This is a genomic window from Streptomyces camponoticapitis (assembly GCF_014646115.1).
Lineage (GTDB): Bacteria > Actinomycetota > Actinomycetes > Streptomycetales > Streptomycetaceae > Streptomyces > Streptomyces camponoticapitis.
In genome coordinates this window covers 43,801-68,542 of record NZ_BMMV01000033.1, presented here as the reverse complement: position 1 = coordinate 68,542, position 24,742 = coordinate 43,801, and the positions used below count along the sequence as shown (strand labels likewise).

The 24,742-nt window shown below is 70.9% G+C and carries 21 protein-coding genes and 1 riboswitch; of the genes, 16 read left to right on the top strand and 5 right to left on the bottom strand.

Features of this window, described 5'->3' with window-relative positions:
• Positions 1–56 precede the first annotated feature (56 nt).
• Together IEY79_RS33850 and IEY79_RS33845 are read left to right on the top strand one after the other, a co-directional pair.
• Positions 57–995, top strand: a complete 939-nt coding sequence (locus IEY79_RS33850; RefSeq protein WP_189111480.1) for an ABC transporter permease — start codon at positions 57–59, stop codon at positions 993–995.
• A complete protein-coding gene (locus IEY79_RS33845) occupies positions 988–1,773 on the top strand; it encodes an ABC transporter ATP-binding protein (protein WP_189111479.1) in 786 nt (261 codons plus the stop codon). Before IEY79_RS33850 ends, IEY79_RS33845 begins: the two co-directional genes overlap by 8 nt.
• Before the next feature lie 95 nt (positions 1,774–1,868).
• Here IEY79_RS33845 and IEY79_RS33840 read toward each other — a convergent pair whose 3' ends face one another.
• On the bottom strand, positions 1,869–4,079 hold the full coding sequence (locus IEY79_RS33840; RefSeq protein ID WP_189111478.1) for an MMPL family transporter: 2,211 nt from the start codon (positions 4,077–4,079) through the stop codon (positions 1,869–1,871).
• An 86-nt stretch (positions 4,080–4,165) separates the two neighbouring features.
• Between IEY79_RS33840 and IEY79_RS33835 the strand changes: the two genes are divergently transcribed.
• The 12 genes from IEY79_RS33835 (at position 4,166) to IEY79_RS33780 (ending at position 18,327) form a co-directional block, all read left to right on the top strand.
• Complete coding sequence (locus IEY79_RS33835; protein ID WP_189111477.1) at positions 4,166–4,855, top strand: TetR/AcrR family transcriptional regulator; 690 nt, start codon at positions 4,166–4,168, stop codon at positions 4,853–4,855.
• Positions 4,856–5,291: 436 nt separating this feature from the next.
• Entirely contained in the window at positions 5,292–6,212 is a 921-nt protein-coding gene (hpnC, locus tag IEY79_RS33830; protein ID WP_189111476.1) for a squalene synthase HpnC, read from the top strand.
• The gene (hpnD, locus tag IEY79_RS33825) at positions 6,209–7,159 is read left to right on the top strand and encodes a presqualene diphosphate synthase HpnD (protein WP_189111475.1); all 951 of its coding nucleotides are present in this window, start codon (positions 6,209–6,211) and stop codon (positions 7,157–7,159) included. The genes hpnC and hpnD overlap by 4 nt, the downstream gene beginning before the upstream one ends.
• Before the next feature lie 100 nt (positions 7,160–7,259).
• On the top strand, positions 7,260–8,648 hold the full coding sequence (gene hpnE / locus IEY79_RS33820; RefSeq protein ID WP_189111474.1) for a hydroxysqualene dehydroxylase HpnE: 1,389 nt from the start codon (positions 7,260–7,262) through the stop codon (positions 8,646–8,648).
• Positions 8,649–8,806: 158 nt separating this feature from the next.
• The gene (locus tag IEY79_RS33815; RefSeq protein WP_189111504.1) at positions 8,807–9,865 is read left to right on the top strand and encodes a polyprenyl synthetase family protein; all 1,059 of its coding nucleotides are present in this window, start codon (positions 8,807–8,809) and stop codon (positions 9,863–9,865) included.
• A 147-nt stretch (positions 9,866–10,012) separates the two neighbouring features.
• Positions 10,013–12,085, top strand: coding sequence for a squalene--hopene cyclase (shc, locus tag IEY79_RS33810; protein ID WP_189111473.1), 2,073 nt, complete (start codon positions 10,013–10,015; stop codon positions 12,083–12,085).
• A 65-nt stretch (positions 12,086–12,150) separates the two neighbouring features.
• On the top strand, positions 12,151–12,798 hold the full coding sequence (locus tag IEY79_RS33805; protein WP_229701358.1) for a phosphorylase family protein: 648 nt from the start codon (positions 12,151–12,153) through the stop codon (positions 12,796–12,798).
• A gap of 5 nt (positions 12,799–12,803) precedes the next feature.
• Complete coding sequence (gene hpnH, locus IEY79_RS33800; RefSeq protein ID WP_189111471.1) at positions 12,804–13,823, top strand: adenosyl-hopene transferase HpnH; 1,020 nt, start codon at positions 12,804–12,806, stop codon at positions 13,821–13,823.
• A gap of 128 nt (positions 13,824–13,951) precedes the next feature.
• Positions 13,952–15,850 carry a 1-deoxy-D-xylulose-5-phosphate synthase gene (gene dxs / locus IEY79_RS33795; RefSeq protein ID WP_189111470.1) on the top strand — a complete coding sequence of 633 codons (1,899 nt, stop codon included), beginning with the start codon at positions 13,952–13,954 and terminating at the stop codon, positions 15,848–15,850.
• Between the two features lie 30 nt (positions 15,851–15,880).
• The gene (locus IEY79_RS33790; RefSeq protein WP_189111469.1) at positions 15,881–17,329 is read left to right on the top strand and encodes an aspartate aminotransferase family protein; all 1,449 of its coding nucleotides are present in this window, start codon (positions 15,881–15,883) and stop codon (positions 17,327–17,329) included.
• A gap of 156 nt (positions 17,330–17,485) precedes the next feature.
• Complete coding sequence (locus IEY79_RS33785; protein WP_373292678.1) at positions 17,486–18,085, top strand: helix-turn-helix domain-containing protein; 600 nt, start codon at positions 17,486–17,488, stop codon at positions 18,083–18,085.
• A gap of 56 nt (positions 18,086–18,141) precedes the next feature.
• The gene (locus IEY79_RS33780; protein WP_229701357.1) at positions 18,142–18,327 is read left to right on the top strand and encodes a DUF6126 family protein; all 186 of its coding nucleotides are present in this window, start codon (positions 18,142–18,144) and stop codon (positions 18,325–18,327) included.
• 34 nt (positions 18,328–18,361) lie between these two features.
• On the opposite strand, the gene IEY79_RS33775 is transcribed toward IEY79_RS33780, so the two are convergent.
• Complete coding sequence (locus IEY79_RS33775; RefSeq protein ID WP_189111501.1) at positions 18,362–19,162, bottom strand: tyrosine-protein phosphatase; 801 nt, start codon at positions 19,160–19,162, stop codon at positions 18,362–18,364.
• A gap of 406 nt (positions 19,163–19,568) precedes the next feature.
• A riboswitch (cyclic di-AMP (ydaO/yuaA leader) is annotated at positions 19,569–19,736 on the top strand.
• A gap of 2 nt (positions 19,737–19,738) precedes the next feature.
• On the opposite strand from IEY79_RS33775, the gene IEY79_RS33770 reads away from it, so the two are divergent.
• Both IEY79_RS33770 and IEY79_RS33765 read left to right on the top strand, forming a co-directional pair.
• The gene (locus IEY79_RS33770) at positions 19,739–20,665 is read left to right on the top strand and encodes a LysM peptidoglycan-binding domain-containing M23 family metallopeptidase (RefSeq protein WP_189111468.1); all 927 of its coding nucleotides are present in this window, start codon (positions 19,739–19,741) and stop codon (positions 20,663–20,665) included.
• Positions 20,666–20,834: 169 nt separating this feature from the next.
• Positions 20,835–21,635 carry an SGNH/GDSL hydrolase family protein gene (locus IEY79_RS33765; RefSeq protein WP_189111467.1) on the top strand — a complete coding sequence of 267 codons (801 nt, stop codon included), beginning with the start codon at positions 20,835–20,837 and terminating at the stop codon, positions 21,633–21,635.
• Positions 21,636–21,654: 19 nt separating this feature from the next.
• Here IEY79_RS33765 and IEY79_RS33760 read toward each other — a convergent pair whose 3' ends face one another.
• From IEY79_RS33760 to IEY79_RS33750, 3 genes are read right to left on the bottom strand one after another with little or no spacing between them, the layout of a single operon-like run.
• Positions 21,655–22,509 carry an STM4011 family radical SAM protein gene (locus tag IEY79_RS33760; RefSeq protein WP_189111466.1) on the bottom strand — a complete coding sequence of 285 codons (855 nt, stop codon included), beginning with the start codon at positions 22,507–22,509 and terminating at the stop codon, positions 21,655–21,657.
• Between the two features lie 7 nt (positions 22,510–22,516).
• Entirely contained in the window at positions 22,517–23,878 is a 1,362-nt protein-coding gene (locus IEY79_RS33755) for an STM4012 family radical SAM protein (RefSeq protein ID WP_189111465.1), read from the bottom strand.
• Positions 23,878–24,687, bottom strand: coding sequence for an STM4013/SEN3800 family hydrolase (locus IEY79_RS33750; protein ID WP_189111500.1), 810 nt, complete (start codon positions 24,685–24,687; stop codon positions 23,878–23,880). The genes IEY79_RS33755 and IEY79_RS33750 overlap by 1 nt, the downstream gene beginning before the upstream one ends.
• Between the last annotated feature and the right edge of the window lie 55 nt (positions 24,688–24,742).

Genomic DNA, 24,742 nt, shown 5'->3' with positions numbered 1-24,742 from the left:
GCCGTCCACGCCTGTGCCCGACCGGCTGCGCATCTTGAACACGAAAGTTTCAACTTGTGAGTGAGACAACCCATGACGGCGCGATCGCGATGAGCGCCCCGCCGTCTCCCGACGACGGTCTGTCCTCGACCGAACTGGCCGCCAAGTACGGCCTGTCGGTGAGCGGTGCCCGTCCGGGACTGGCCGAGTACGTCCGTAAGCTGTGGGGCCGGCGCCATTTCATCCTCGCCTTCTCCCAGGCGAAGCTGACGGCCCAGTACAGCCAGGCGAAGCTCGGTCAGCTCTGGCAGGTGGCGACCCCGCTGCTCAATGCCTTCGTCTACTTCTTGATCTTCGGCCTGATCCTGAACGCCGGCCGCGGGATGGAGATCCGCGTCTACATCCCGTTCCTGGTCACGGGCGTGTTCGTGTTCGCCTTCACACAGACGTCCGTGATGGCGGGCGTGAAGTCGATCTCGGGCAATCTCGGGCTGGTGCGCGCCCTGCACTTCCCCCGGGCCTCGCTGCCCATCTCCTTCGCGCTCCAGCAGCTCCAGCAGCTGCTGTTCTCGATGATCGTGCTGCTGGCCGTGGTGGTCGCCTTCGGGAGCCTGCCGGGCCTGTCGTGGCTGCTGGTGCTGCCCGTCCTGGCGCTCCAGTTCTTCTTCAACACCGGCCTGGCGCTGATCATGGCGCGGCTGGGCAGCAAGACGCCGGACCTCGCGCAGCTCATGCCGTTCATCATGCGCACCTGGATGTACGCGTCCGGCGTGATGTTCTCGATCCCCCTGATGCTCGCGAGCAAGCCGGACTGGCCGAGCTGGATCGTCGACGTCCTCCAGTACAACCCCGCCGCCATATACATGGACCTCATCCGCTTCGCGCTGATCGACGGTTACGGCTCCGAGAATCTGCCCCAGCACGTGTGGGCGTCGGGTCTCGCCTGGTCGCTGCTCGTCGGCATCGCCGGCTTCGTGTACTTCTGGAAGGCTGAGGAACGGTACGGCCGTGGCTGACCTCATCGAGCAGGGACGTATCCCCACCGTCATCGCCGACGACGTGCACATCGTGTACCGCGTCAACGGCGGCGGCGGTGGCAAGGGCAACGCGACCGCGGCGCTGAGCCGCATACTCAGGCGCGACAAGGGCGAGGAGCGCGGAGTCCGCAAGGTGCACGCCGTGCGGGGGGTCAGCTTCACCGCGTACCGCGGCGAGGCGATCGGTCTGATCGGCACCAACGGCTCCGGCAAGTCGACCCTGCTGCGCGCCATCGCGGGGCTGCTGCCCACGGAGCACGGCAAGGTGTTCACCGACGGTCAGCCCTCGCTGCTCGGTGTCAACGCCGCGCTGATGAACGACCTCACCGGCGAGCGCAACGTCATCCTTGGCGGTCTGGCCATGGGAATGTCGCGCGAGCAGGTGCGTGAGCGCTACCAGTCCATCGTCGACTTCTCCGGCATCAACGAGAAGGGCGACTTCATAACCCTGCCGATGCGCACGTACTCCTCCGGCATGGCCGCCCGGCTCCGTTTCTCCATCGCGGCGGCCAAGGACCACGACGTCCTCATGATCGACGAGGCGCTGGCCACCGGTGACCGCAAGTTCCAGATCCGCTCCGAGGCGCGGATCCGCGAGCTGCGCAAGGAGGCGGGCACGGTCTTCCTGGTCAGCCACAGCAACAAGTCGATCAGGGACACCTGCGACCGGGTGCTGTGGCTGGAGAGGGGCGAGCTCCTGATGGACGGCCCGACGGACGAGGTGCTCAAGGCGTACGAGAAGGAGACCGGCAAGTAGCCGGATTCCCGGGGGAGTTCGAGGCTCCCGCGCGGAACGGGGTGGCCCCCACCGGACAGGTGTCCGGTGGGGGCCACCCCGTTCCGCGCGCGCCGTCAGACGCCGGCCGGTGTGCGCTCCCGCCCGGATCCGGCCGGCTCCTCGGTGAGACCCACCTTCCCGTGCAGCCTGCGCAGCGCGGGCGGCGCGTACCAGGCGCCGCGTCCCAGCAGCCGCATCGCGGCGGGTACGAGCACACCGCGCACCGCCACCGCGTCGATGACGATCGCCAGACCGCTCCCGATGCCGAACATCTGGAGGAAGCTGATCCGGCTCGTACCGAACGCGAAGAAGCTCACCGCCAGCAGTCCGGCAGCCATACTGACGATCCGCCCGGTGCGGGCCAGGCCCTGCGTGACGGTCGTCGTCCGGTCCACGCCCGAGTCGTGCAGCTCCTTCATCCGGCTCGTGACGAACACCTCGTAGTCCATCGACAGTCCGAAGGCGACGCAGAACAGCAGCACGGTCATCGAGGTGTCCATCGGCTGCGGCGTGAAGCCCAGCAGGGACGACAGATGACCGTCCTGGAAGATCCACACCATCGCGCCGATCGCGGCCGACAGACTGATCACGTTGAGCAGCAGCGCGCGCAGCGGCTGGACGACGCTGCCGGTGAACAGGAACAGCAGCACGAAGGTCGTCACGGCCACCAGCCCGACCGCCAGCGGCAGCCGGTCACCGATCGACTGCCGGGAATCGACCAGCATCGCGTCCGTGCCGCCCACCAGCATCTCGACGCCCGCCGGGCGGTCCAGCGCCCGGATGTCCGCCACCAGTTCCTGGGCGGCGCCGGACTTGGGCACGGTGTCGGTGACGGCGACGAGGCGCTGGGCGTCGGGCCGGGCCAGCGCCGCGTCCGCCGGGCCCGGCGGACGCGCCCGCCCGCCGGTGTAGGTGCCGGCGGCGGAGTCGACGCGTACGACACCGTCCAGCCGGGAGAGCTCGCCCGCGTACGCCGCGAGCGGGCCCGCGTCGACGGCCGAGGTGCTCACGATCTGGACGGCGCCCGCCTCGTCGGTCGGGAAGTCGGTCCGCACGGCTGTCGCCACCTGACGGCCGTTGGCGTCCTCGGGCAGCACCCGCTCGTCGGGCGTGCCGAAGGTGACACCGAGCAGCGGGCTCGCGACGAGCAGCAGCAGCGCGAGCACCGGCAGGGCGGTGAGGGCGGGCCGGCGCATGACGAGCGAGGCGAGCCGTCCCCAGAAGGGGGCGTCGGAGCGCTGCACGTTCCTCGCCCACGGCACCCGGCCCTTGTTGACCCGGTGGCCGAGCACGGCGAGCAGCGGGGGCACGACGAACAGGGCGGCGACGACCGCGATCAGGACCACGCCGATCCCCGCGTAGGCGAAGGACCGCAGGAAGAACGCCGGAAAGACCAGCAGCGCGGCGAGGGCGGCGGCGACGGTCGCGGCCGAGAACAGGATCGTGCGCCCGGCCGTCCTCACGGTGGTGCGCAGCGCGTCGGCGACCTCGTCGCCCGCGCCGAGCTGTTCACGGAAGCGGCTGACGAGCAGCAGGGCGTAGTCGATGCCGAGGCCCAGACCGAGCGCGGTCGTGAGGTTGATCGCGAAGACCGACACCTCGGTGAGGCTGCCGAGGACGAAGAGCAGGGCGAAGGTGCCGACGATCGCGATCAGCCCGATGACCAGGGGCAGCATGGCCGCCACGAGACTGCCGAAGGCGAGGACGAGCAGCGCGAGCGTCACCGGGACGGCGATCGCCTCGGCCGTCGCGAGGTCGCCGGAGACCTGGGTGCTGACGTTCACATTGATGGCTGTCGCGCCCCCGGCCCGGACCTCCACCCCGTCGCGTCCGCGCGTGTAGAGGTCGATCAGCTCCTCGGCCCGTTCGGCGCGCTTCGTCTCGTCGCCCTTCACATGGAGGGCGATCAGCGCTTCGCCGCCGCTCTTGGAGATGAGCCGCGGACTCCTGGTGTCCCAGTACGAGACGACGTTGCTCACGGTGCTGTCGTCCTTGAGGCCGTCGGTGATGGAGCGGCCCCGCTCGTCGACGGCGGGGGAGCCCGGCCCCTCCCGGCCGCTTCCCTCGTGGCCGACCAGGAAGAGCAGATTGGTCTCGCCCCCGAACTTCTCGTCGATCCGGACGGTCGCGCGCGACGACTGCGCGTCCGGGTCCTCGAAGCCGCCGCCCAGCAGTTTGCCGAAGGCACCGGCACCGAGCGCGGCCATGGCGACGACGGCGACGGTGGCCAGTACGAGCAGGAGCCGCGCCCTTCTCAGGGCCAGCTCAGCGATCTTGGACAGCACGAGATCCCCCTCATGGAATGTTAACGACGTCAACACTGACCTTGGCAGTGGATGTGAGTGGTGTCAACATCGGGCAGGATGAAGGCATGGAGAACAGTCGGACCGGTCAGGGGGGCAAGGCGGGCTACCACCACGGCGACCTGCGCAACGCGCTGATCGGCGCCGGACTGGAGCTCGCGACCGACGGCGGGCCGGGCAAGGTGGTCCTGCGTGAGGTGGCCCGCCGTGCGGGCGTCTCGGCCACCGCCGCCTACCGCCACTTCGCCGGCCAGGGCGAACTGCTCCACGCGGTCAAGATGGAGGCGCAGCAGATGCTCGCGGACGCGATGGAGCGGGTCGCGGCGGGGCTGCCCGGCGACGGCGACCCCGGGGTGGCCGCCGAGCGGCGGCTGGTGGGGATCGGCAGGGGCTATGTCGGCTTCGCCCTGGAGCACCCCGGCCTCTTCCGTACGGCCTTCCACCACGCGACGGCGGGCGAGGAGGAGGACGCCGGATGGGGCGGTGTGACGTCGGTCGCCGGCAACCCGGAGTTCCGCTCGTACAACATGCTCAGTGCCGCGCTCGACGAGCTCCTCGCCGCCGGCCGGATGCCCGCCGCGAACCGCCCCGGCGCCGAGGCCGCCGCCTGGTCGACCGCGCACGGCGTCGCGATGCTCATCCTCGACGGGCCGATGGCCCGCCTCTCGCAGAGGGACCGCGACGGTGTGATCGAACGCTCGATCGATACCATCGTCGCGGGTCTGCTGGTGCCCCGGGAGCACCCCGCCGGAGCGTGAGACGGCCCCGCGTCGCATCCGCCGCCGCATGCCGTGCGGCACCGCCCGCGGCCCCTCCGGCGGTCGCCCCGCTCCCGCCCGGTGGCCGCCCGGCCCCCGGCAATCGTCAAAGTTGCGTCAAGTCCCGTGCCGCCGAGGAAGGTTGAAGCGGGCCGTGATGTTGTCGTTGTGCGCGAGGCGCCCCGGCGCGGGCCTGGGCGTTGTACAACGTAAGCTGTACCGGTGCTGATTCGTGGCAAGAGCGGCGATACGTCCGTAAGCCCCGGCTGACCCGCCGCGGATCCGCCCATATCGGCGGTATCCCAGTCGCCAGGCCGCGCGGCGTGTCCGAAATGGGATGTTTGGGTCGGCAGTGTAGAACGGGAGACGTGACGGCAATGACGGTTGATCTCCAGCTCCGCGAGGGTCGCGCCGTCCCCGCAGCAGGCGGTCCGCGGTGACGGGCGCCTCCCAGAGGCAGACCGAGACCTCCTCGCGGGCCACGCTCGACAAGGCGTCCGGTGAGAATTTTCCCGTTGCCCCGTTCTTCCTGCCGCGCGCCTGGCGCGTGGATCTGATGGCCGTCTACGGCTTCGCCCGCCTCGTCGACGACATCGGCGACGGCGACCTGGCACCCGGCGGCGCCGACGCCCGCCACCTCGGCCTCGACCCCGAGGCGACCGACGACCGGCTCGCCATGCTGGACGCCTTCGAGGCCGACCTGCGCCGGGTGTTCGACCCCGCGGGACCGGCCCCCGGCCACCCCCTGCTCAGAGCCCTCACCCCGACCGTCCGGCGCCACTCGCTCACCCCCGAGCCGTTCCTCGGCCTGATCGAGGCCAACCGCCAGGACCAGTCCGTACGGCGCTACGGCACCTACGACGACCTCGTCGCCTACTGTGAACTCTCGGCCAATCCCGTCGGCCGTCTCGTCCTCGCGATCACCGGCACCGCGACCCCCGAACGCGTCCGGCGCTCGGACTCCGTCTGCACCGCGCTCCAGATCGTCGAACATCTCCAGGACGTCGCCGAGGACCTGGCCGGCGACCGGATCTATCTGCCCGCCGACGACATGAAGCGCTTCCATGTCACCGAGGACGACCTCGCCGCACCGACCGCGAACGCCTCCGTACGGAGCCTGATCGCCTTCGAGGCAGACCGCGCAGGTCAACTCCTCGACGAGGGAGGGCCGTTGGTCCACAGCGTCCGGGGCAGGCTGAGACTTCTGCTGGCCGGATTCGTCGGCGGGGGGCGCGCCGCCCTCTCCTCGGTCGCCGCCGTGGGACACGATGTACTGCCCGGACCGCCCAGAGCGACCACACCACGTCTGCTGCGTGAAGTGGGAGCAGTCCTGCGGAAAACGCACAGAAAGGGGTGAGCCGGATCGTGGAGGGACAGTCCCCCGTGTCGGCGCCGGTACTGGCCGCGTACAGCTACTGCGAGACCGTCACCGGGCAGCAGGCCCGTAATTTCGCCTACGGCATCCGGCTGCTGCCCGCCGACAAACGGCAGGCCATGTCGGCGCTGTACGCGTTCTCGCGGCGCGTCGACGACATCGGCGACGGCACGCTGGAGCCCGGGGCCAAGCAGTCGAGACTCGAGGACACCCGTGCCCTCCTCGGGCGGATCAGGAACGGCGCCGTCGAGGAGGACGACACCGACCCCGTCGCCGTCGCGCTCACCGACGCGGCCCGCCGCTTCCCGCTCCCGCTCGGCGGGCTCGACGAACTGATCGACGGCGTCCTGATGGACGTCAAGGGCGAGACGTACGAGACGTGGGACGACCTCAGGATCTACTGCCGGTGCGTCGCCGGAGCCATCGGCAGGCTCTCGCTCGGGGTGTTCGGCACCGACCCGTCCGCGCCCGGCGCGGAGCGGGCGTCCGAGTACGCCGACACCCTCGGCCTGGCGCTCCAGTTGACCAACATCCTGCGCGACGTACGCGAGGACGCCGGCAACGCGCGCACCTATCTGCCCGCCGACGACCTCGCCAAGTTCGGCTGCTCCGCCGGGTTCGACAGCGCCACGCCGCCCGTCGGCTCCGACTTCGCCGGGCTCGTCCACTTCGAGGTCAGACGGGCCCGCACGCTCTTCGCCGAGGGCTACCGGCTGCTGCCCATGCTCGACCGGCGCTCCGGCGCCTGCGTCGCCGCCATGGCGGGCATCTACCGCAGGCTCCTCGACCGGATCGAACGCGACCCCGAGGCCGTCCTGCGCGGCCGGGTCTCGCTGCCCGGACGCGAGAAGGCGTACGTCGCGGTGCGCGGCCTCTCCGGACTCGACGCCAGGAACATCTCCCGGCAGGCCGTCAGGAGGCGCCCGTGACGACCCTGCCCGGCACCGGGGCCCGCGGCTCCGGAGTTCTGAGATCAACCCCCCGGGGACCTGGCGCGTCCCTGACTGCGACAGCCGTGGGGGAGGGCGCATGACGACATCCGGAAGTACGGCATCGCGTCACGCGGTCGTCGTCGGCGGCGGCATCGCCGGTGTGACCGCCGCGCTCCAGCTCGCCGACGCCGGGGTGCGTGTGACGCTCGTCGAGGGCCGCCCGCGCCTCGGGGGTCTCGCCTTCTCCTTCACCCGCGGCGAGTTGACCGTCGACAACGGCCAGCATGTCTATCTGCGCTGCTGCACGGCCTACCGCTGGTTCCTCGACCGGGTCGACGGCGCTGCCCTCGCCCCTGTGCAGGACCGGCTCGACGTCCCCGTGCTCGACGTGGGCCGCGCGGACCGGCCCCGGGTCGGACGGCTCAGCCGCAACGCCCTTCCCGTACCGCTGCATCTCGCCGGCGGGCTCGCCGCCTACCCGCACCTCTCGCTCGCCGAGAAGGCCTCCGTAGGACGCGCGGCCCTGGCGCTCAAGGCGCTGGATCCGGCCGATCCCGCCCTCGACGGCATCGACTTCGCGACCTGGCTCGGCCGCCACGGGCAGTCGGCGCGCGCCGTCGAGGCCCTGTGGAACCTCGTCTGCGTCGCTACCCTCAACGTCCCCGCCGAGCAGGCCTCCATGGGCCTGGCGGCGATGGTCTTCAAGACCGGACTGCTCTCCGAACGCGGCGCCGCCGACATCGGCTGGGCCCGGGTGCCGCTCGGTGAGCTGCACGACACACTGGCCCGCAAGGCCCTCGACGCGGCGGGCGTACGGACCGAACTGCGCACCCGCGTCACGGCGGTGACCCGCACCGGGGACGGCCGCTGGGGCGTCGACGTACCGGGCGAGCGCATCGAGGCGGACACGGTGGTCCTCGCCGTACCGCAGAGCGAGACGCACTCGCTGCTGCCCGAGGGCGCGCTCGACCAGCCGGGCCGCCTCCTGGACATCGGCACGTCGCCGATCCTCAACGTGCATGTGGTCTACGACCGCAAGGTGCTGCGCCGCCCCTTCTTCGCCGCGCTCGGCACCCCCGTCCAGTGGGTCTTCGACCGGACGGACGCCTCGGGCCTGAAGGAGGGGCAGTACGTCGCGCTGTCGCAGTCGGCGGTCGCGGACGAGATCGACCTGCCGGTCGCCGAGCTTCGCGCCCGTTATCTGCCGGAGCTGAAACGTCTCCTCCCGGCCGCGCGGAGCGCCGAGGTGCGGGACTTCTTCGTGACCCGGGAGCGCACGGCGACGTTCGCGCCGACGCCCGGCGTGGGGCGGCTGCGGCCGCCCGCGCGGACCCGCGCGCCCGGCCTCTTCCTGGCGGGGGCGTGGACCGCGACAGGATGGCCCGCGACTATGGAGGGCGCGGTTCGCAGCGGTTTCAGCGCGGCGGGCGCGGCTCTCGCCGAACTCGGCCGCACCCGTCCGCACCCCCTTCGGGAGGCCGCGTGAGGCCGGACGCGGCGGTGAGGGGTACGGGGAGCGGAAGCGCGGTGAGAGACACCGCGGCCGGCAACGGCGCGACGAGTGACGGCGCGGCAAGGACGAGTACGGCGACGACGCGTACGGGACCCATCAGTACTGCAAAAAGAGGAGAGACCGTGCCGACTGTGCCCCCGGCGAATCCGGCTGTCGACACCGCGGACGTCTTCGCGCTGCTGGAGCGCGGCCGAGCCCTGTCCACCCCCGTGCTGCGCGCCGCCATCGGCCGGCTCGCCCCCCCGATGGACACCGTCGCCGCCTACCACTTCGGCTGGATCGACGCCGAGGGCCGGCCCGCCGACGGCGACGGCGGCAAGGCGGTGCGCCCCGCGCTCGCGCTGCTGTCGGCCGAGGCCGCGGGGGCGGCGGCCGAGACCGGTGTCCCCGGCGCCGTCGCCGTGGAACTGGTGCACAACTTCTCGCTGTTGCACGACGACCTGATGGACGGCGACGAGCAGCGCCGCCACCGCGACACCGTCTGGAAGGTGCACGGCCCCGCCCAGGCGATCCTCGTCGGCGACGCCCTCTTCGCGCTCGCCAACGAGATCCTGCTGGAGCTCGGCACCGCCGAGGCCGGTCGCGCCACCCGCCGGCTCACCGTCGCCAGCCGCAAACTGATCGACGGTCAGGCCCAGGACATCTCCTTCGAGCACCGCGAGCGGGTCACCGTCGAGGAGTGCCTGGAGATGGAGGGCAACAAGACGGGCGCGCTGCTCGCCTGCGCCGTCTCCATCGGCGCCGTCCTCGGCGGGGCCGACGACCGGACGGCCGACGTCCTGGAGTCGTACGGCCACCACCTCGGCCTCGCCTTCCAGGCCGTCGACGATCTGCTCGGCATCTGGGGCGACCCCGGGGCCACCGGCAAGCAGACGTGGAGCGATCTGCGCCAGCGCAAGAAGTCCCTGCCGGTCGTCGCCGCTCTCGCCGCCGGGGGGCCCGCGTCGGAACAGCTCGGCGAACTGCTGGCCGCCGACGCCAAGAGCACGGACTTCGCGAGCTTCTCGGAGGAGGAGTTCGCGACCAGGGCCGCACTCATCGAGGAGGCGGGCGGCCGGGAGTGGACCTCCCAGGAGGCCCGCAGGCAGCACGCCGTCGCCATCGAGGCCCTGAGCGGTATCGGCATGCCCGAACGGGTCCGCGCGCAGCTCACCGCGCTCGCGGACTTCGTCGTCGTACGAAAGAGATGATCACCATCGCCATCTGTATATCCACGCTCACCGGAGGCTGACGCACCGACAGCCTCCGTAGTCGCGCCGTCCGTCGGTTCGTTGCCGATCCCCCGGACGACGGAGACCCCAGCACAGCAGAGGACCAACTGCACGTAAGGGGAAGCCATGACAGCGACGACCGACGGAAGCACCGGGGCTGTGGGACCCCGCGCTGCCGCGGCGAGCGAACCGTCCGACACCACACCCGTCGTGAGCGACATCGGGGAGGTCGCACGGCGTGCCACCGCACGATCCGTTGAGCATCTGCTCGGCCAACAGGACGCCCAGGGCTGGTGGAAGGGCGACCTGGAGACCAATGTGACCATGGACGCCGAGGACTTGCTGCTCCGTCAGTTCCTCGGTGTCCAGGACGCGAGAACCACCGAGGCGGCCGGCCGCTTCATCCGGGGCGAACAGCGCGCCGACGGGACCTGGGCCACCTTCCACGGCGGGCCCGGTGAACTCTCCGCCACCATCGAGGGATACGTCGCGCTGCGTCTCGCCGGGGACCGGCCCGACGACCCGCACATGGCGCGCGCCGCCGCCTGGATCCGTGACCAGGGCGGCATCGCCGAGAGCCGGGTCTTCACCCGGATCTGGCTGGCGCTCTTCGGCTGGTGGAAGTGGGACGACCTCCCCGAGGTCCCGCCCGAGGTGATCTTCCTGCCCAAGTGGTTCCCGCTGAACATCTACTCGTTCGGCTGCTGGGCCCGGCAGACCATCGTGCCTCTCACGATCGTCTCGGCCCTGCGCCCCGTCCGTCCCGCGCCTTTCGCGCTGGACGAGCTGCACGCGGACGTACGGCGTCCGAATCCTGTGAAGCCCCTCGCGCGGGCGGCCAGTTGGGACGGTGTCTTCCAGCGGATCGACAAGGTGCTGCACCTGTACCACAAGGTCGCCCCGCGCGCCGTACGCCGCACGGCGATGAACGCGGCGGCCCGCTGGATCGTCGAACGCCAGGAGAACGACGGCTGTTGGGGCGGTATCCAGCCGCCCGCCGTCTACTCGATCATCGCCCTGCATCTGCTCGGCTACGACCTGAAGCACCCGGTCATGCGTGCCGGACTCGAATCGCTCGACCGCTTCGCCGTCTGGCGCGAGGACGGCGCGCGCATGATCGAGGCCTGTCAGTCCCCGGTGTGGGACACCTGCCTCGCCACGATCGCGCTGGCCGACGCCGGTGTGAGCCCGGACCACCCCGCGCTCCTCAAGGCGGCCGAGTGGATGCTGGACGAGCAGATCGTGCGCCCCGGCGACTGGGCCGTACGCAGGCCCGGACTCGCCCCCGGCGGCTGGGCGTTCGAGTTCCACAACGACAACTACCCGGACATCGACGACACCGCCGAGGTCATCCTCGCGCTGCGCCGGGTCGCGCACCCGGACACCGGGCGGATGGACACGGCGGTCGAGCGGGGCGCGCGCTGGACGCTCGGCATGCAGTCGAAGAACGGCGCCTGGGGCGCGTTCGACGCCGACAACGTCAGCCCGTTCCCCAACCGGCTCCCGTTCTGCGACTTCGGTGAGGTCATCGACCCCCCGTCCGCCGACGTCACCGCGCACGTCGTGGAGATGCTGGCGTACGAGGGCATGGCCGAGCACCCCGACACCCGGCGCGGTATCGAGTGGCTGCTCACCGAACAGGAGGCGGACGGCTCCTGGTTCGGCCGCTGGGGCGTCAACTACGTGTACGGGACGGGGTCCGTCGTACCGGCGCTCGTCGCCGCCGGGCTGCCTGTCGGTCACCCGGCGATCCGCCGCGCGGTCGGCTGGGTCGAGTCCGTACAGAACGACGACGGCGGCTGGGGCGAGGACCTGCGCTCGTACCGCGAGGAGAAGTGGATCGGGCACGGCGCGTCGACCGCATCGCAGACCGCGTGGGCGCTGCTCGCGCTCCTGGCGGCCGGGCGGCGCGAGACGCCCGCCGTCGAGCGCGCGGTGGCATGGCTCGCGGCGGCCCAGCGCGAGGACGGCTCCTGGGACGAGCCGTACTTCACCGGCACCGGGTTCCCGTGGGACTTCTCCATCAACTACCACCTCTACCGGCAGGTGTTCCCGCTCACGGCCCTCGGCAGGTACGTCAACGGGGAGCCGCGTCCGGACCGCGGACCCGCCCGTGCCGAGCTGCTGGGGGACGGCCGGACGAGGAACGTCAAGGAGCGACGACCCGACAGCCGGGCGGACAGCCGCAAGGGGGCCTGATGGACTCGCCCCCCGGCGGCGCCGGCAGAGCCGTTCCCACGGACGGCGCAACGGCCCCGGCCGTCATGCCGCTGCTGATCGCCTGCGCCCTGGGCATCGAGCAGGTGGCCCTGCGCAGCGCCCTGCGGAGTGGTCTGGCGGGCCGGGGCGGCCGGACACACGGGACCGGGCCCGTCACCGTGCTCCGTACGGGCATGGGCCCCAAGAACGCCGAGCACGCGACGGCGCGCGCGCTCGGAACCGACCGGCACAGGGACGCGGCCGTCATCGCGTCCGGATTCTGTGCCGGCCTGGTCCCCGGGATGAACCCGGGGGACCTGATCGTCGCCGACGAGACCCGGGGCTCCCACGGCGTGACGCGTTGTACGGGAACAGGTCTGCTCGTGGAGGCGCTGTCCCTGGCGCTGCCCGGACGCACGGTCCACACCGGCCCGCTGGCCGGATCCGACCATGTGGTGCGCGGCCCCGAGAGAGCCGGGCTGCGTGCCACGGGAGCCGTCGCGGTGGACATGGAGTCCGCCGCGACACTCCGCACCGCCCTGAGCGCCGGGCCCCGCCCGGTTGCGGCCGTACGGGTGGTCGTGGACGCTCCAGAGCATGAGCTAGTCCGAATTGGCACGGTGAGCGGTGGAATATCAGCTTTCCGTGTCCTTCGTGCCGTCATTCCGGCTTTTCTTGAATGGCACCGTTCTTTGCTGCTCCCCAGGAGGTGAGCTAGATGGCCATGCCGCTCCGTCAGACCATCAGGGTCGGGACGTACCTCGTTGAACAGAAGCTACGCAAGCGTGAGAAGTTTCCACTCATCGTCGAGCTGGAACCACTCTTCGCCTGCAATCTCGCATGTGAGGGCTGCGGCAAGATCCAGCACCCGGCCGGGGTCCTGAAGCAGCGTATGCCCGTGGCGCAAGCGGTGGGGGCGGTGCTCGAATCCGGGGCGCCGATGGTCTCCATCGCCGGCGGCGAGCCGCTGATGCACCCGCAGATCGACGAGATCGTCCGGCAGCTGGTCGCGAAGAAGAAGTACGTCTTCCTCTGCACCAACGCGATGCTGATGCGCAAGAAGCTGGAGAAGTTCACCCCCTCGCCGTACTTCGCGTTCGCCGTGCACATCGACGGACTGCGCCAGCGGCACGACGAGTCCGTCGCCAAGGAAGGTGTCTTCGACGAGGCCGTCGAGGCGATGAAAGAGGCCAAGAAGCGCGGCTTCCGGGTCACCACCAACTCCACCTTCTTCAACACCGACACCCCGCAGACCATCATCGAGGTCCTCAACTACCTCAACGACGACCTGAAGGTCGACGAGATGATGATCTCGCCCGCCTACGCCTACGAGAAGGCACCCGACCAGGAGCACTTCCTGGGCGTCGAGCAGACGCGGGAGCTGTTCAAGAAGGCCTTCGCCGGCGGCAACAGGGGGCGCTGGCGCCTGAACCACTCACCGCTCTTCCTGGACTTCCTGGAGGGCAAGGCCGACTTCCCCTGCACGGCCTGGGCGATCCCCAACTACTCGCTCTTCGGCTGGCAGCGCCCGTGCTATCTGATGAGCGACGGGTACGTCCCCACGTACAGGGAACTCGTCGAGGAGACCGACTGGGACAAGTACGGCCGGGGCAAGGACCCGCGCTGCGCCAACTGCATGGCGCACTGCGGTTACGAGCCGACAGCCGTACTCGCCACCATGGGCTCCCTCAAGGAGTCGCTGCGAGCGGTGCGGGAGACGGTCGCCGGGAGCAAGTAGGACCGGCGGCCCGTGACGTCATGGCCACCGGAAGGACAGCGGCGCACTCCGCCGCTGTCCTTCCGGCGCCGTGACCGGCAGTCACAGACAGCTGACGGATCCGCGAGAGGATCCAGAGGGGGCTGAGCATGTCGATGCTGGAGAACATCCGGGGGCCGCGCGACCTGAAGGCGCTGGGCCGGGCCGAACTCGACGAACTGGCCCGGAACATCAGGGAGTTCCTCATTCCCGCGGTCGCCAGGACCGGGGGCCATCTGGGGCCCAACCTCGGGGTGGTGGAGCTGACCGTCGCCCTGCACCGGGTCTTCGACTCACCGGCCGACCGCATCCTGTGGGACACCGGACACCAGAGCTACGTCCACAAACTGCTCACCGGCCGACAGGACTTCTCCAAGCTGCGGACGAAGGGCGGCCTCTCCGGCTACCCCTCGCGCGAGGAGTCCGACCACGACGTCATCGAGAACTCCCACGCCTCCACCGTGCTCGGCTGGGCCGACGGGCTCGCCAAGGCCCGCCAGGTGCGCGGCGGCGGCGACCACGTGGTGGCGGTCATCGGGGACGGGGCGCTCACCGGCGGCATGGCCTGGGAGGCGCTCAACAACATCGCCGCGGCGAAGGACCGCCCGCTGATCATCGTGGTGAACGACAACGAGCGTTCGTACGGTCCCACCATCGGCGGCCTCGCCAGGCACCTCGCCATCCTGCGTACCACCGACGGCTACGAGCAGGTGCTCGCGTGGGGCAAGGAAGTCCTCCGCGGGACCCCCGTGGTGGGCCGGCCGCTGTACGGGTCGCTGCACGGCGCGAAGAAGGGCTTCAAGGACGCCGTCGCCCCGCAGGGCATGTTCGAGGACCTCGGGCTCAAATACCTGGGACCCATCGACGGACACGACGTCGGAGCCGTCGAGTCGGCGCTGCGCCGCGCGAGCCGCTTCACCGGCCCCGTACTGGTGCACTGCCTGACCGAGAAGGGCCGCGGCTACCAGCCCGCCCTGGACGACGAGGCCGACCACTTCCACACCGTCGGCGTGATGGACCCGCTGACCTGCGAACCGCTGGCGCCCCCCGGCAGGCCGTCCTGGACGTCGGTCTTCGGCGACGAGATCGTCGCCATCGGCGAGGAGCGCCCCGACGTCGTCGCCGTCACCGCCGCCATGCTGCACCCGGTCGGACTGACCGGATTCGCCGCGCGCTTCCCCGACCGCGTCTGGGACGTCGGCATCGCCGAGCAGCACGCCGCGGTCTCCGCCGCCGGGCTCGCCACCGGTGGACTGCACCCCGTCGTCGCCGTCTACGCCACCTTCCTCAACCGCGCCTTCGACCAACTGCTCATGGACGTCGCGCTGCACCGCTGCGGAGTCACGTTCGTACTCGACCGGGCCGGTGTCACCGGCGTCGACGGCCCCTCCCACAACGGCATGTGGGACATGTCGCTGCTCCAGTGCGTACCGGGCCTGCGGATCGCCGCCCCGCGCGACGCCGACCAGCTCAGGTCCCTGCTGCGGGAGGCCGTGGACGTGGACGACGCACCGACCGTCGTGCGCTTCCCCAAGGAGTCGGTGGGCGAGACGATTCCCGCCGTCGGCCGTACGGGCGGGCTCGACGTCCTGCACGCGCCGGAGGCCGGCGGGGCCGAGGTGCTGCTGGTGTCCGTCGGGGCGCTCGCCGGGGTCTGTCTCGGTACGGCGGAGCTGCTGGCCGCGCGCGGCATCGGCTGCACGGTGGTCGACCCCCGGTGGGTCAAGCCCGTCGACGCGGAGCTGCCGCCGCTGGCCGCGCGGCACCGGATCGTGGCCGTCGTGGAGGACAACAGCCGCAGCGGCGGAGTCGGCTGGGCCGTGGGGCAGGCGCTGCGCGACGCCGACGTGGACGTACCGCTGCGCACCTTCGGCATCCCCGAACAGTTCCTCCCGCACGCCAAACGCGGTGAGGTGCTCGCCGACATCGGACTCACACCCGTCGAGATCGCGGGACAGATCAGCGCCGCACTGGCGCGCCGGGAAGAGCGCGAGGAGAACACGCGATGACGGAGAAGACCCGATGACGGAGAACACGCGATGACCGAGCCGACAGGGCACGAGCCGCCGGCTCACGCGCGGGGGTCCGGTCCGGCGGAGACGCCGGGCAAGGCCTTCGACCTCGCGAAGCTGCTGGCCGAACGCGGCGGCGAACGCTACGAGCTGCACAGCGCCCACCTGAACCACCAACTCCCGCGCATGCTGCGCACCATCGGCTTCGACAAGGTCTACGAGCGTGCCGAGGGCGCCTACTTCTGGGACTCCGAGGGCAACGACTACCTCGACATGCTCGCCGGCTTCGGTGTGATGGGGCTAGGCCGGCACCACCCCGTCGTACGCGAGGCCCTCCACGACGTCCTCGACGCCTCTCTCGCCGACCTGACCCGCTTCGACTGCCAGCCGCTGCCGGGTCTGCTCGCCGAGAAACTGCTTGAGTACAGCCCTCACCTGGACCGGGTCTTCTTCGGCAACAGCGGTACGGAAGCCGTCGAGACGGCGCTGAAGTTCGCCCGGTACGCCACCGGGAAGCCGAGGATCCTCTACTGTTCCCACGCCTTCCACGGCCTGACCATCGGCTCGCTCTCGGTCAACGGCGAGGACGGCTTCCGCGCCGGCTTCGCGCCGCTGCTCCCGGACACGTCGATCGAGATCGGTGATCTCGACGCGCTGGAGCGGGAGTTGAAGCGCGGCGACGTGGCGGGCTTCGTCATCGAACCGATCCAGGGCAAGGGCGTCCAGACGACGCCGCCCGGCTTCCTGCGCGCGGCGCAGGAGTTGCTGCACCGGCACAAGGCACTGCTCGTCGTCGACGAGGTGCAGACCGGGCTCGGCAGGACCGGCGACTTCTACGCGTACCAGCACGAGGAAGGCGTCGAGCCGGACCTGGTGTGTGTCGCGAAGGCGCTCTCCGGCGGCTACGTGCCGGTCGGCGCGACCCTCGGCAAGGACTGGATCTTCAAGAAGGTCTACTCCTCGATGGACCGGGTGCTGGTCCACTCGGCCAGCTTCGGATCCAACGCGCAGGCGATGGCGGCGGGGCTGGCCGTTCTGTCGGTGATCGAGGACGAGCGGCTCGTCGCCAACGCCAGGACGACCGGTGATCTGCTGAGGTCGCGGCTGGCCGCGCTGGTCGACCGGTACGAGCTGCTGAGCGACGTGCGCGGCCGGGGGCTGATGATCGGTATCGAATTCGGCCGGCCGACGTCGATCGGGCTGCGGAGCCGGTGGACGATGCTCCAGACGGCCCGGAAGGGTCTCTTCGCGCAGATGGTCGTGGTGCCGCTCCTGCGGAAGCACCGCATTCTCACCCAGGTCTCCGGGGACCATCTGGAAGTGATCAAGCTGATTCCGCCGCTGACCATCGGGGAGCGGGAGGTCGACCGCTTCGTGACGGCCTTCACGGCCGTGATGGACGACGCGCACACGGGCGGCGGGCTGATGTGGGACTTCGGCAGGACGCTGGTGAAGCAGGCGATCGCCGGCCGGTGAGGTGCGGGCGGCGCCGGCGCGTGGCGATGGCACGTGGTGTGGCCGACGGATTGCCTCTGAGGCAATAAATTTGCCTCAGAGGAGAATTCCTGGCGCAATGGGGGTATGAAACACCCCGCCACCGCTCCTGAACAGGCGACCGGCCGGACCGACGCCATGGACGCCATGACAGAGAGTCTGCCTGACGTCGCACCCCGGCTGCGCGAGCTTCGACGCGGCCGGGGCCTCACCCTGGAGGCCGCCGCCGCACGGGCCGGGCTCTCCCCGGCCCATCTCTCCCGTCTGGAGACCGGGCGGCGCCAGCCCTCGCTGCCGATGCTGCTCGGTCTGGCGCGCGTCTACGGCACGACGGTCTCCGAGCTGCTCGGCGAGGAGCCGCCCGAGCGCGACCCCGTCATCCGCGCGGCGCGGGCGGAGCCCGTGGAGGCGGACGGCTGGACGTACCGCCAGGCGGGCAGCCCGTCCGGCCGGGCGATGCAGCCGCTGCGGGTGACGGTGCCGTACGGCGCACAGGACGACCTCGTCCGGGTCCACCCGGGGGAGGAGTGGATCCATGTCCTGGAGGGGCGGCTGCGACTGAGCCTGGGGGACACCGTCCATGTGCTCGACCCGGGCGACAGCGCCCACTTCGACTCGACGACCCCGCACCGTCTCGCGGCGGCCGGTCCCACCGGCGTCGAGCTGCTGTTCGTGCACACCCTGCTGACCAGCCCCGTCGGTGAGCTGTGCCTGCCCGGCGGGGCCCACCGCCGCTGAACGGGCGGCACTCACCTGCTGTCAGCTCCGCCCACCCGACCAGAGAGGCCATCCCCGTGTCCGACAACCCAGTGGACGCCGTTCAGAACCCCTCGCCCGAGGAGCCCGCCAAGTCCGTCATGGACGAGGAACGCAACTTCCCGCGCGGTCTCGCCATCCGGCTCTTCGCCTACCTCGTCGCCGGCCATGTCCTGGCCGGCTTCCTCTACCTGCTGTTCGAGGCGGGCGCCGGCGGCCGCTAGGCCATGTCTTCAAGCCCTCCAGTCCTCCGGTCCTTCAGTCTTCGACGAGGCGCGTCCGCAGCCGCTCGCGCGTCTCGTCCGTCAGCCCGAGGCCGTCCGTGAGATAGCGGTCGACGCTGCCCCACGTCTCCTCCATCGTCGTGAACGCCGTTTCGAGATAGACGGCGCGCGCGTCGAAGAGCGGGGCCAGCAGCTCCAGTACCTCCGGAGAGGTCCCGCCGGGTGTCGGGTCGCTGCGCCGTACCAGGTACCTGCGGTGCGGATCGTTCGACTTCAGATAGTCCGCCTCGATCGCGTCCCGCTCCACGCCCACGGCGAGCAGCGACACCGCGATCGAGAGACCGGCCCTGTCCTTGCCCGCCGCGCAGTGCATCAGGGCGGGCAGGCTCTCCTCGGCCAGCGCGTCCAGCACCCGCCGGTGCTCGGCGGTGCGGTCCAGGATGATCGAACGGTACGAAGCGGACATCCGCGCCGCGCCCTTGCCGTCGGCGAGGATCGAGCGCAGCTGGTCGAGATCGCCGTCGCGGACCATTTTCCAGAACTCGGTGCCGTCGGCCGGGTCGGTGAGCGGGATGTTCACATTGCGTACGCCGAGGAGCTCGACGTCCAGACCGTCGAGCTTCTGGTCGGCCGCGTTGCGGAAGTCGAAGATGGTGTGCAGCCCCAGCGAGGTCAGGAACGCCGCGTCCTCGGCGGTGGCGTGCGCCAGATGGCCGCTGCGGAAGAGCCGTCCGTACCGTACGCGCCGCCCGTCGACGGTGGGCAGGCCTCCCACGTCGCGGAAGTTGCGTACCCCGGCGAGATCGGGCTCGCTCGGCGGGACCTGCTGCGGCACCTCGTGCGTCACGTGGGCTCCTCCGCGTGTGCGGTCGGCGCTCGTCGCCGACGCTGTCGCGCTCCGACTTTACGACATCGGTTCCCCCTGAAAGCGCCTTGGGAATAGGGCTTCTGTCCGGATTGGGTGATTGGCCATAAGGTGCCCCGGTCGTGGGGGAGATGGTGGTAGATCGGCCACGGCTGGTGAGCAGGATCATATCCGTGACGGTGTGTGGCCGCGCCCGGGAAGGGAATTGGGCCGTCGCACGGAATTCGAAGATCCGTAATCCACGCAGGGTGACCGCTCGCGGATGTCGATATTCGAGAGTGGATTGCGGGAGGAAAACAGCGGCTTGTACGGGTCGGCCCGCGCGGCTTACGGTCACCGCAATCCGAGCGGATCGCCGAATCCTGCCGCCGTTCGGAATCCGCATCCACCCAGCACTCATCAACGTGTGGCAGGAGCGGGGGACCCAGGTAGTACGCCGTTTCCGGAGATCCGGACGGCTTGGGGTGAAGTCGCGTCACGGCGCGGCCGGGCATCTCCAGCCCGAACCCGACAGCTCACCTCGTAGGCGCCGGAGAGGAATTCGCCATGCCCGGAAAGGGTAAGCACCGTCGTCCGAGGACCAACCCGATCACCCGTGGCTTCGTCGTCGCGGGAACGGGTGGCGCCGCCATAGCAATTCCGCTCATCGGTGCCACGGGCGCCCACGCCGCCGCGCAGACCGCCGCACCGTCGGTGGCGCCCGAGCGGGCCGTGTCCGCCGCACACACCACCGCCGCCGCGCAGACGGCCCAGCAGGCCGCGACCGCCAAGACCGTGAAGACGTACTCGGTCACCGCGGGGGACTACCTCGCCAAGATCGCCGAGACCCAGAAGGTCAGCGGCGGCTGGCAGAAGCTCTACGAGGACAACCGCGAGGCCGTCGGCGACAACCCGTCGCTGATCCACCCGGGCCTGAAGCTCACCATCGGCGCGAAGGCCAAGGCGTCCTCCGAGGGCAAGGCCGAGGCCACCCCGAAGAAGGCCACCCCCGCGAAGCCCGCACCGGCCGAGCCCGCCCCCGAGGCCGACACCACGGCGAACGAGCCCGCGGCGCAGAGCGCGGACTCCGGCTACACCGCGCCCGTCGACGGTGCGACCATCACGACCCCGTACCGCGCGGCCGGCGGCAGCTGGGCCAGCGGTTACCACACCGGCGTGGACTTCGCGGCCGCCTCGGGCACCACGGTCAAGTCGGTCGGCCCCGGCACCGTCGTCTCGGCCGGCTGGGCCGGGTCGTACGGCAACGAGGTCGTCATCAAGCACGACGACGGGCAGTACTCGCAGTACGGCCACCTCTCCTCGCTGTCCGTCTCGGCGGGTCAGCGGGTCGCCGGCGGCGACCAGATCGGCCTCTCCGGCTCGACCGGCAATTCCACCGGTCCGCACCTGCACTTCGAGATCCGCACGGGTCCGAGCTACGGCTCCGACGTCGACCCGCTGGCGTACCTGCGCGAGCACGGCGTTTCCATCTGACCTGTTCGGTCCCCCATGTAATCGGCCGTCGGCCGGCACCCCCGGGTGCCGGCCGACGGCCTTTCCGCTATTCCCGGTTGAACGAATCTTGACCGGTGGTGTTTCTCACCGGGGGCCACACCTTCTTACGGTCGCGTAGGTCACATGGCCGGGTGAATGATGTTCTGCTGTGGCTGACGATTCGAGATCAAAAAACAGAGGTGCCTTCGAGTCTTACGCGGCCATCGGTGACAGTTTCACCGAGGGCGTCGGCGACCTTGGACCGGGCGGAATCTATGTCGGCTGGGCGGACCGGCTCGCGGTACTGCTCGCCGACCGGACGGCGGACGGATCGTTCCGGTACGCCAACCTCGCCGTACGGGGACGGCTGCTCGACCAGATCGTGGCGGAGCAGATCCCGCGCGCCAGGCAACTCGCCCCGGATCTTGTCACGTTCTGCGCCGGCGGCAACGACATCATCCGGCCCGGCTCCGACCCCGACGACGTCGCCGAACGTTTCGAACGGGCGCTGGCCGACCTGACGAGCGCGGTCGGCACCGTCATGGTCCCCACCGGGTTCGACACCCGGGGCGTCCCGGTACTGCGCCATCTGCGCGGCAAGATAGCCACGTTCACCGCCCACGTCCGCTCCATCGCCGACCGCTACGACTGCCCGGTCCTGGACCTCTGGTCCCTCAAGTCGGTCCAGGACAGGCGCGCTTGGGACGGCGACCGGCTGCACCTGTCACCGGAGGGCCACACCCGCGTGGCACTGCGCGCGGCCCAGGTCCTCGGCCTCGACACCCCCGCCGACCCCGACCAGCCGTGGCCGCCCCTGCCGCCACGCGGCACGCTGGAGGTGCGCCGCGACGACATCCAGTGGGCACGCGAATATCTGGTTCCCTGGATCGGCCGCCGCCTGCGCGGCGCGTCCTCCGGTGACCACACGGTCGCCAAACGCCCGGACCTGCTGCCGCTGGTGCGTCACTGAGCCGGCGGGGACGCGGAGTTCAGCGCGCCACCGGGCTCACCGGTATGCGTTCAAGGACGCCGCCCGCGAAGACGTCGTACAGCGGCAGTGTCTCCAGGTGGACGTAGCCGATGTGGCAGTCGCAGGTGGCGAGCGGGCACGCACGGGGTTCGAGGGCCCGCCGGTAGGAGCCGTCGTACAGGTTGCCCAGTTCCGCCGGGACGAAGTGGCAGCGGCGGACCGTGCCCTCGCCGTCGACCGAGATCACCGATTCGCCCGTGCGGCACGGGAGGCCGGCCGAGGGGTGGGGGTGGCGGCTGAACGGGAACAGGGGGTCGATCGAGGTCCAGTCGGCGGCCTCCGGGTCCGAGTAGGTGCGGCCCTCCGCCGCGTTGACCCACAGATAGACATGGCCCGGCAGATCGGCGCGGAGCCGGCGTGCCTGGTCGAGGTGGTCGGGGAAGCCGACGACGCCGACGCTGAAGCGGATGCCCGCGGCGCCCAGCTCGCCGCACTTGGTGAGGAAACGGTCGTACGGCGTCTGACCGGGGTGGTACGTGCACCAGAGCGCGAGCTTGGCCGGGTCGGCGGACTTCAGCCAGTCCGTGCGGCAGCTGAGGTTCGTCTGGATCGCGACCCGGGCGATGTGCGGCAGGTGCGAGAGATCGGTGAGCGCCCGCCGGTACCAGGAGCGGGTGAGGCCCTCGCCCCACGGGGTGAAGAGGACCGACAGACGGTCGTCGGTCTGTTCGGCCACCCACGTCGTGAAGCGCGCCAGCGCCGCCCGGTCCGCGCGCAACTGGTCAGGAGTGTCACGGCGCTTGGCGAACGGGCAGTAGGGACAGTCGTAGTCGCAGGAGGCGAGCGGGCCCCGGTAGAGGATCGTCAGGTCCACGGGTGCCTCACTTCGGTTCGTACGCGGTCATCGCGGCCCGGACGGCGGGGGAGAACAGGGCCGGGCCCAGCGCGTCCGAGTGGGCGAGCCCCTCGGGCGAGAGCCGCAGCAGGCCGGGCCCGGCCCCCTCGTCGAGCCAGCCGAGGCCGGCGAAACGGTCCAGCTCGGCGGGGAAGTCGTCACCCGGACGGCTGCCGAACCGCGCGCGGTACTCCTCCAGCTCCATGCCCTCCGCCTGGAGCAGCGACTGGAGGAGATGGCGGCGGCGCGCCTCGTCCATGTCGACCGCGCGGCCCACCTCGGCGCGGGAGAAGTCCTCGGTGGTCGTGTAGTCGTCGATGATGTTCCGGATCTCACGCATCCCGACCGCGTAGTCGAAGGAGTAATGCAGCTCCGAGGTGTACGAACGCGCGCCGCAGCCGAGGCCGATCATGCCGTCGGTCTGGCACGCGTAGTCGTCCGCGCCTTCGTGCGGCGCGCCGGCGCGGCGGAACATCCGCATCGACACCTGCTCGTACCCCTCGGCGAGGAGATGGTCCCGGCCCCGCCGGTAGAGGTCCAGCCGCTGCGTGTCCCAGTCGGCCTCACTGGGATGCGCGCGCCTGCCGAGCGGGGTCAACGGCCGTGCGTACAGAGGGTAGAGATACAGCTCCTCCGGCCGCCAGGCGAGCGCCGCGTCGAGGGAGAGCCGCCAGGACCCCGGGGTCTGCCCGTCGATGCCGTAGATGAGGTCGATGTTGAGGACCGGGATACGCGCGTCCCGGATCCGGCCGAGCGCGGCCTCGACGTCGGAGCGGCGCTGCGGGCGCACAGCCGCCTTCGCCTCCCCCTCGACGAAACTCTGCACGCCGATGCTCAAGCGCGTCGCCCCGCGCTCGGCCAGCACCGAGAGCCGGTCGGCCGTCGCGGTCGACGGCGACGTCTCCACCGAGAGCGGCACGGCCCGCAGATCGGCGCCCATCCGCTTCTCGGCGATGTCGCACAGCCGCTCCAGCTCGCCGGCCGTCAGGAAGGTGGGCGTGCCGCCGCCGAAGGCGGCCGCGGCGAAGCGCACACCGTCCGTGCCGTCGGCGTGGAGCGCGTCGGCCACGGCGGTCGCCTGCCGGTCCAGGGCGTCGAGATAACGGGTCGTCAGTTCGTCGGGCGCGCCGATCCGGGTGAAGAGGTTGCAGAAGCCGCAGCGGACCTCGCAGAACGGTATGTGCAGATAGAGCGAGAGCGCGTTCTTCCGCTCGCCCGCCCACAGGCCGCTCAGCGCCGGCCGGTCCGCCAGCCGCCGGTACGCGGTCTTGTGCGGATACGCGTACACGTAACTCTCGTACGGGCGCGGCCGGGGCGCGGTGCCGGTGGTACTGGTCGTGTTGGTCATCAAGGTGCCCCTGGCTCAAGGAAGAAGTGGGCGTACGGCACGGTCCAGACGGACTCGTGGCCGAGGCGGTGGCCCGTCCAGCCGTCGTCGCCGTAGGCCGTGCCGTGGTCGGAACAGACGATCGTGAAGCAGCGGCGCCGGCTGCTCGCCGCGGCGAAGAGCCGGCCGATGTGCCGGTCCACGTATTCGAGGGCGGCCGCGTGCGTCTCACGTGAGTCGCCCGCCTCACGGGTGGCGCCGGGCAGATGGAACCAGTTCGGCTGGTGCAGCGACGGCACGTTCACGAAGAGGAACAGCCGGCGGCTCGCGGGCAGTTCGGCCGCGACCCGCTCCGCGCGGGCCACCTGCGACTCGAAGGACGTGGGCGAGGCGACACCGAACTCCGGCTCCCAGTGACTCTCCTGGAACATCCCCGGCAGTACGGAACCGAGCGCGCCCCGCCTGTTGAAGAAGCCGACACCCCCGATGCACACCGTGCGGTACCCGGCGTCCGCGAGACCCGACACGAGGTCGGGCGTGTCGAAGACGAACGTCCTCGCGGCCGTGGACTCGCTCCCCTCGAACCGGGCCGCGAACAGCCGCGGATGGGGCCCAGCCGAGGCGGGCGTCGGCAGGAACCCGGCGAACATCGCCTGGTGCGAGGCATAGGTGAAGTTGCCGGGGGCGTGCCGCTTCTCCCAGCGCCCGCCCGGGAGATGCCCGGCGAGATTCGGCAGCCGGCCCGCCTCCGCAAGCTCGGCGGCCACGTCGTAACGCAGTGTGTCGAGCGTGATCAGCAGAAGGTCGTCGCGGCCGACGACCCCGCGCATGTCGGGCGGCTCCGCGCCCGTGGTCCCGGGGCCCGTGGTCGCGGGACCCGTCGTC

Excerpts from the sequence above, each read along its gene's own strand:
- IEY79_RS33835 (WP_189111477.1), top strand. The coding sequence starts at position 4,166 with ATGGAGAACAGTCGGACCGGTCAGGGGGGCAAGGCGGGCTACCACCAC.
- hpnE (WP_189111474.1), top strand. The coding sequence starts at position 7,260 with ATGACGACATCCGGAAGTACGGCATCGCGTCACGCGGTCGTCGTCGGC.
- shc (WP_189111473.1), top strand. The coding sequence starts at position 10,013 with ATGACAGCGACGACCGACGGAAGCACCGGGGCTGTGGGACCCCGCGCT.
- IEY79_RS33805 (WP_229701358.1), top strand. The coding sequence starts at position 12,151 with ATGCCGCTGCTGATCGCCTGCGCCCTGGGCATCGAGCAGGTGGCCCTG.
- hpnH (WP_189111471.1), top strand. The coding sequence starts at position 12,804 with ATGGCCATGCCGCTCCGTCAGACCATCAGGGTCGGGACGTACCTCGTT.
- dxs (WP_189111470.1), top strand. The coding sequence starts at position 13,952 with ATGTCGATGCTGGAGAACATCCGGGGGCCGCGCGACCTGAAGGCGCTG.
- IEY79_RS33790 (WP_189111469.1), top strand. The coding sequence starts at position 15,881 with ATGACCGAGCCGACAGGGCACGAGCCGCCGGCTCACGCGCGGGGGTCC.
- IEY79_RS33785 (WP_373292678.1), top strand. The coding sequence starts at position 17,486 with ATGGACGCCATGACAGAGAGTCTGCCTGACGTCGCACCCCGGCTGCGC.
- IEY79_RS33770 (WP_189111468.1), top strand. The coding sequence starts at position 19,739 with ATGCCCGGAAAGGGTAAGCACCGTCGTCCGAGGACCAACCCGATCACC.
- IEY79_RS33755 (WP_189111465.1), bottom strand. The coding sequence starts at position 23,878 with ATGACCAACACGACCAGTACCACCGGCACCGCGCCCCGGCCGCGCCCG.
- IEY79_RS33750 (WP_189111500.1), bottom strand. The coding sequence starts at position 24,687 with ATGCGCGGGGTCGTCGGCCGCGACGACCTTCTGCTGATCACGCTCGAC.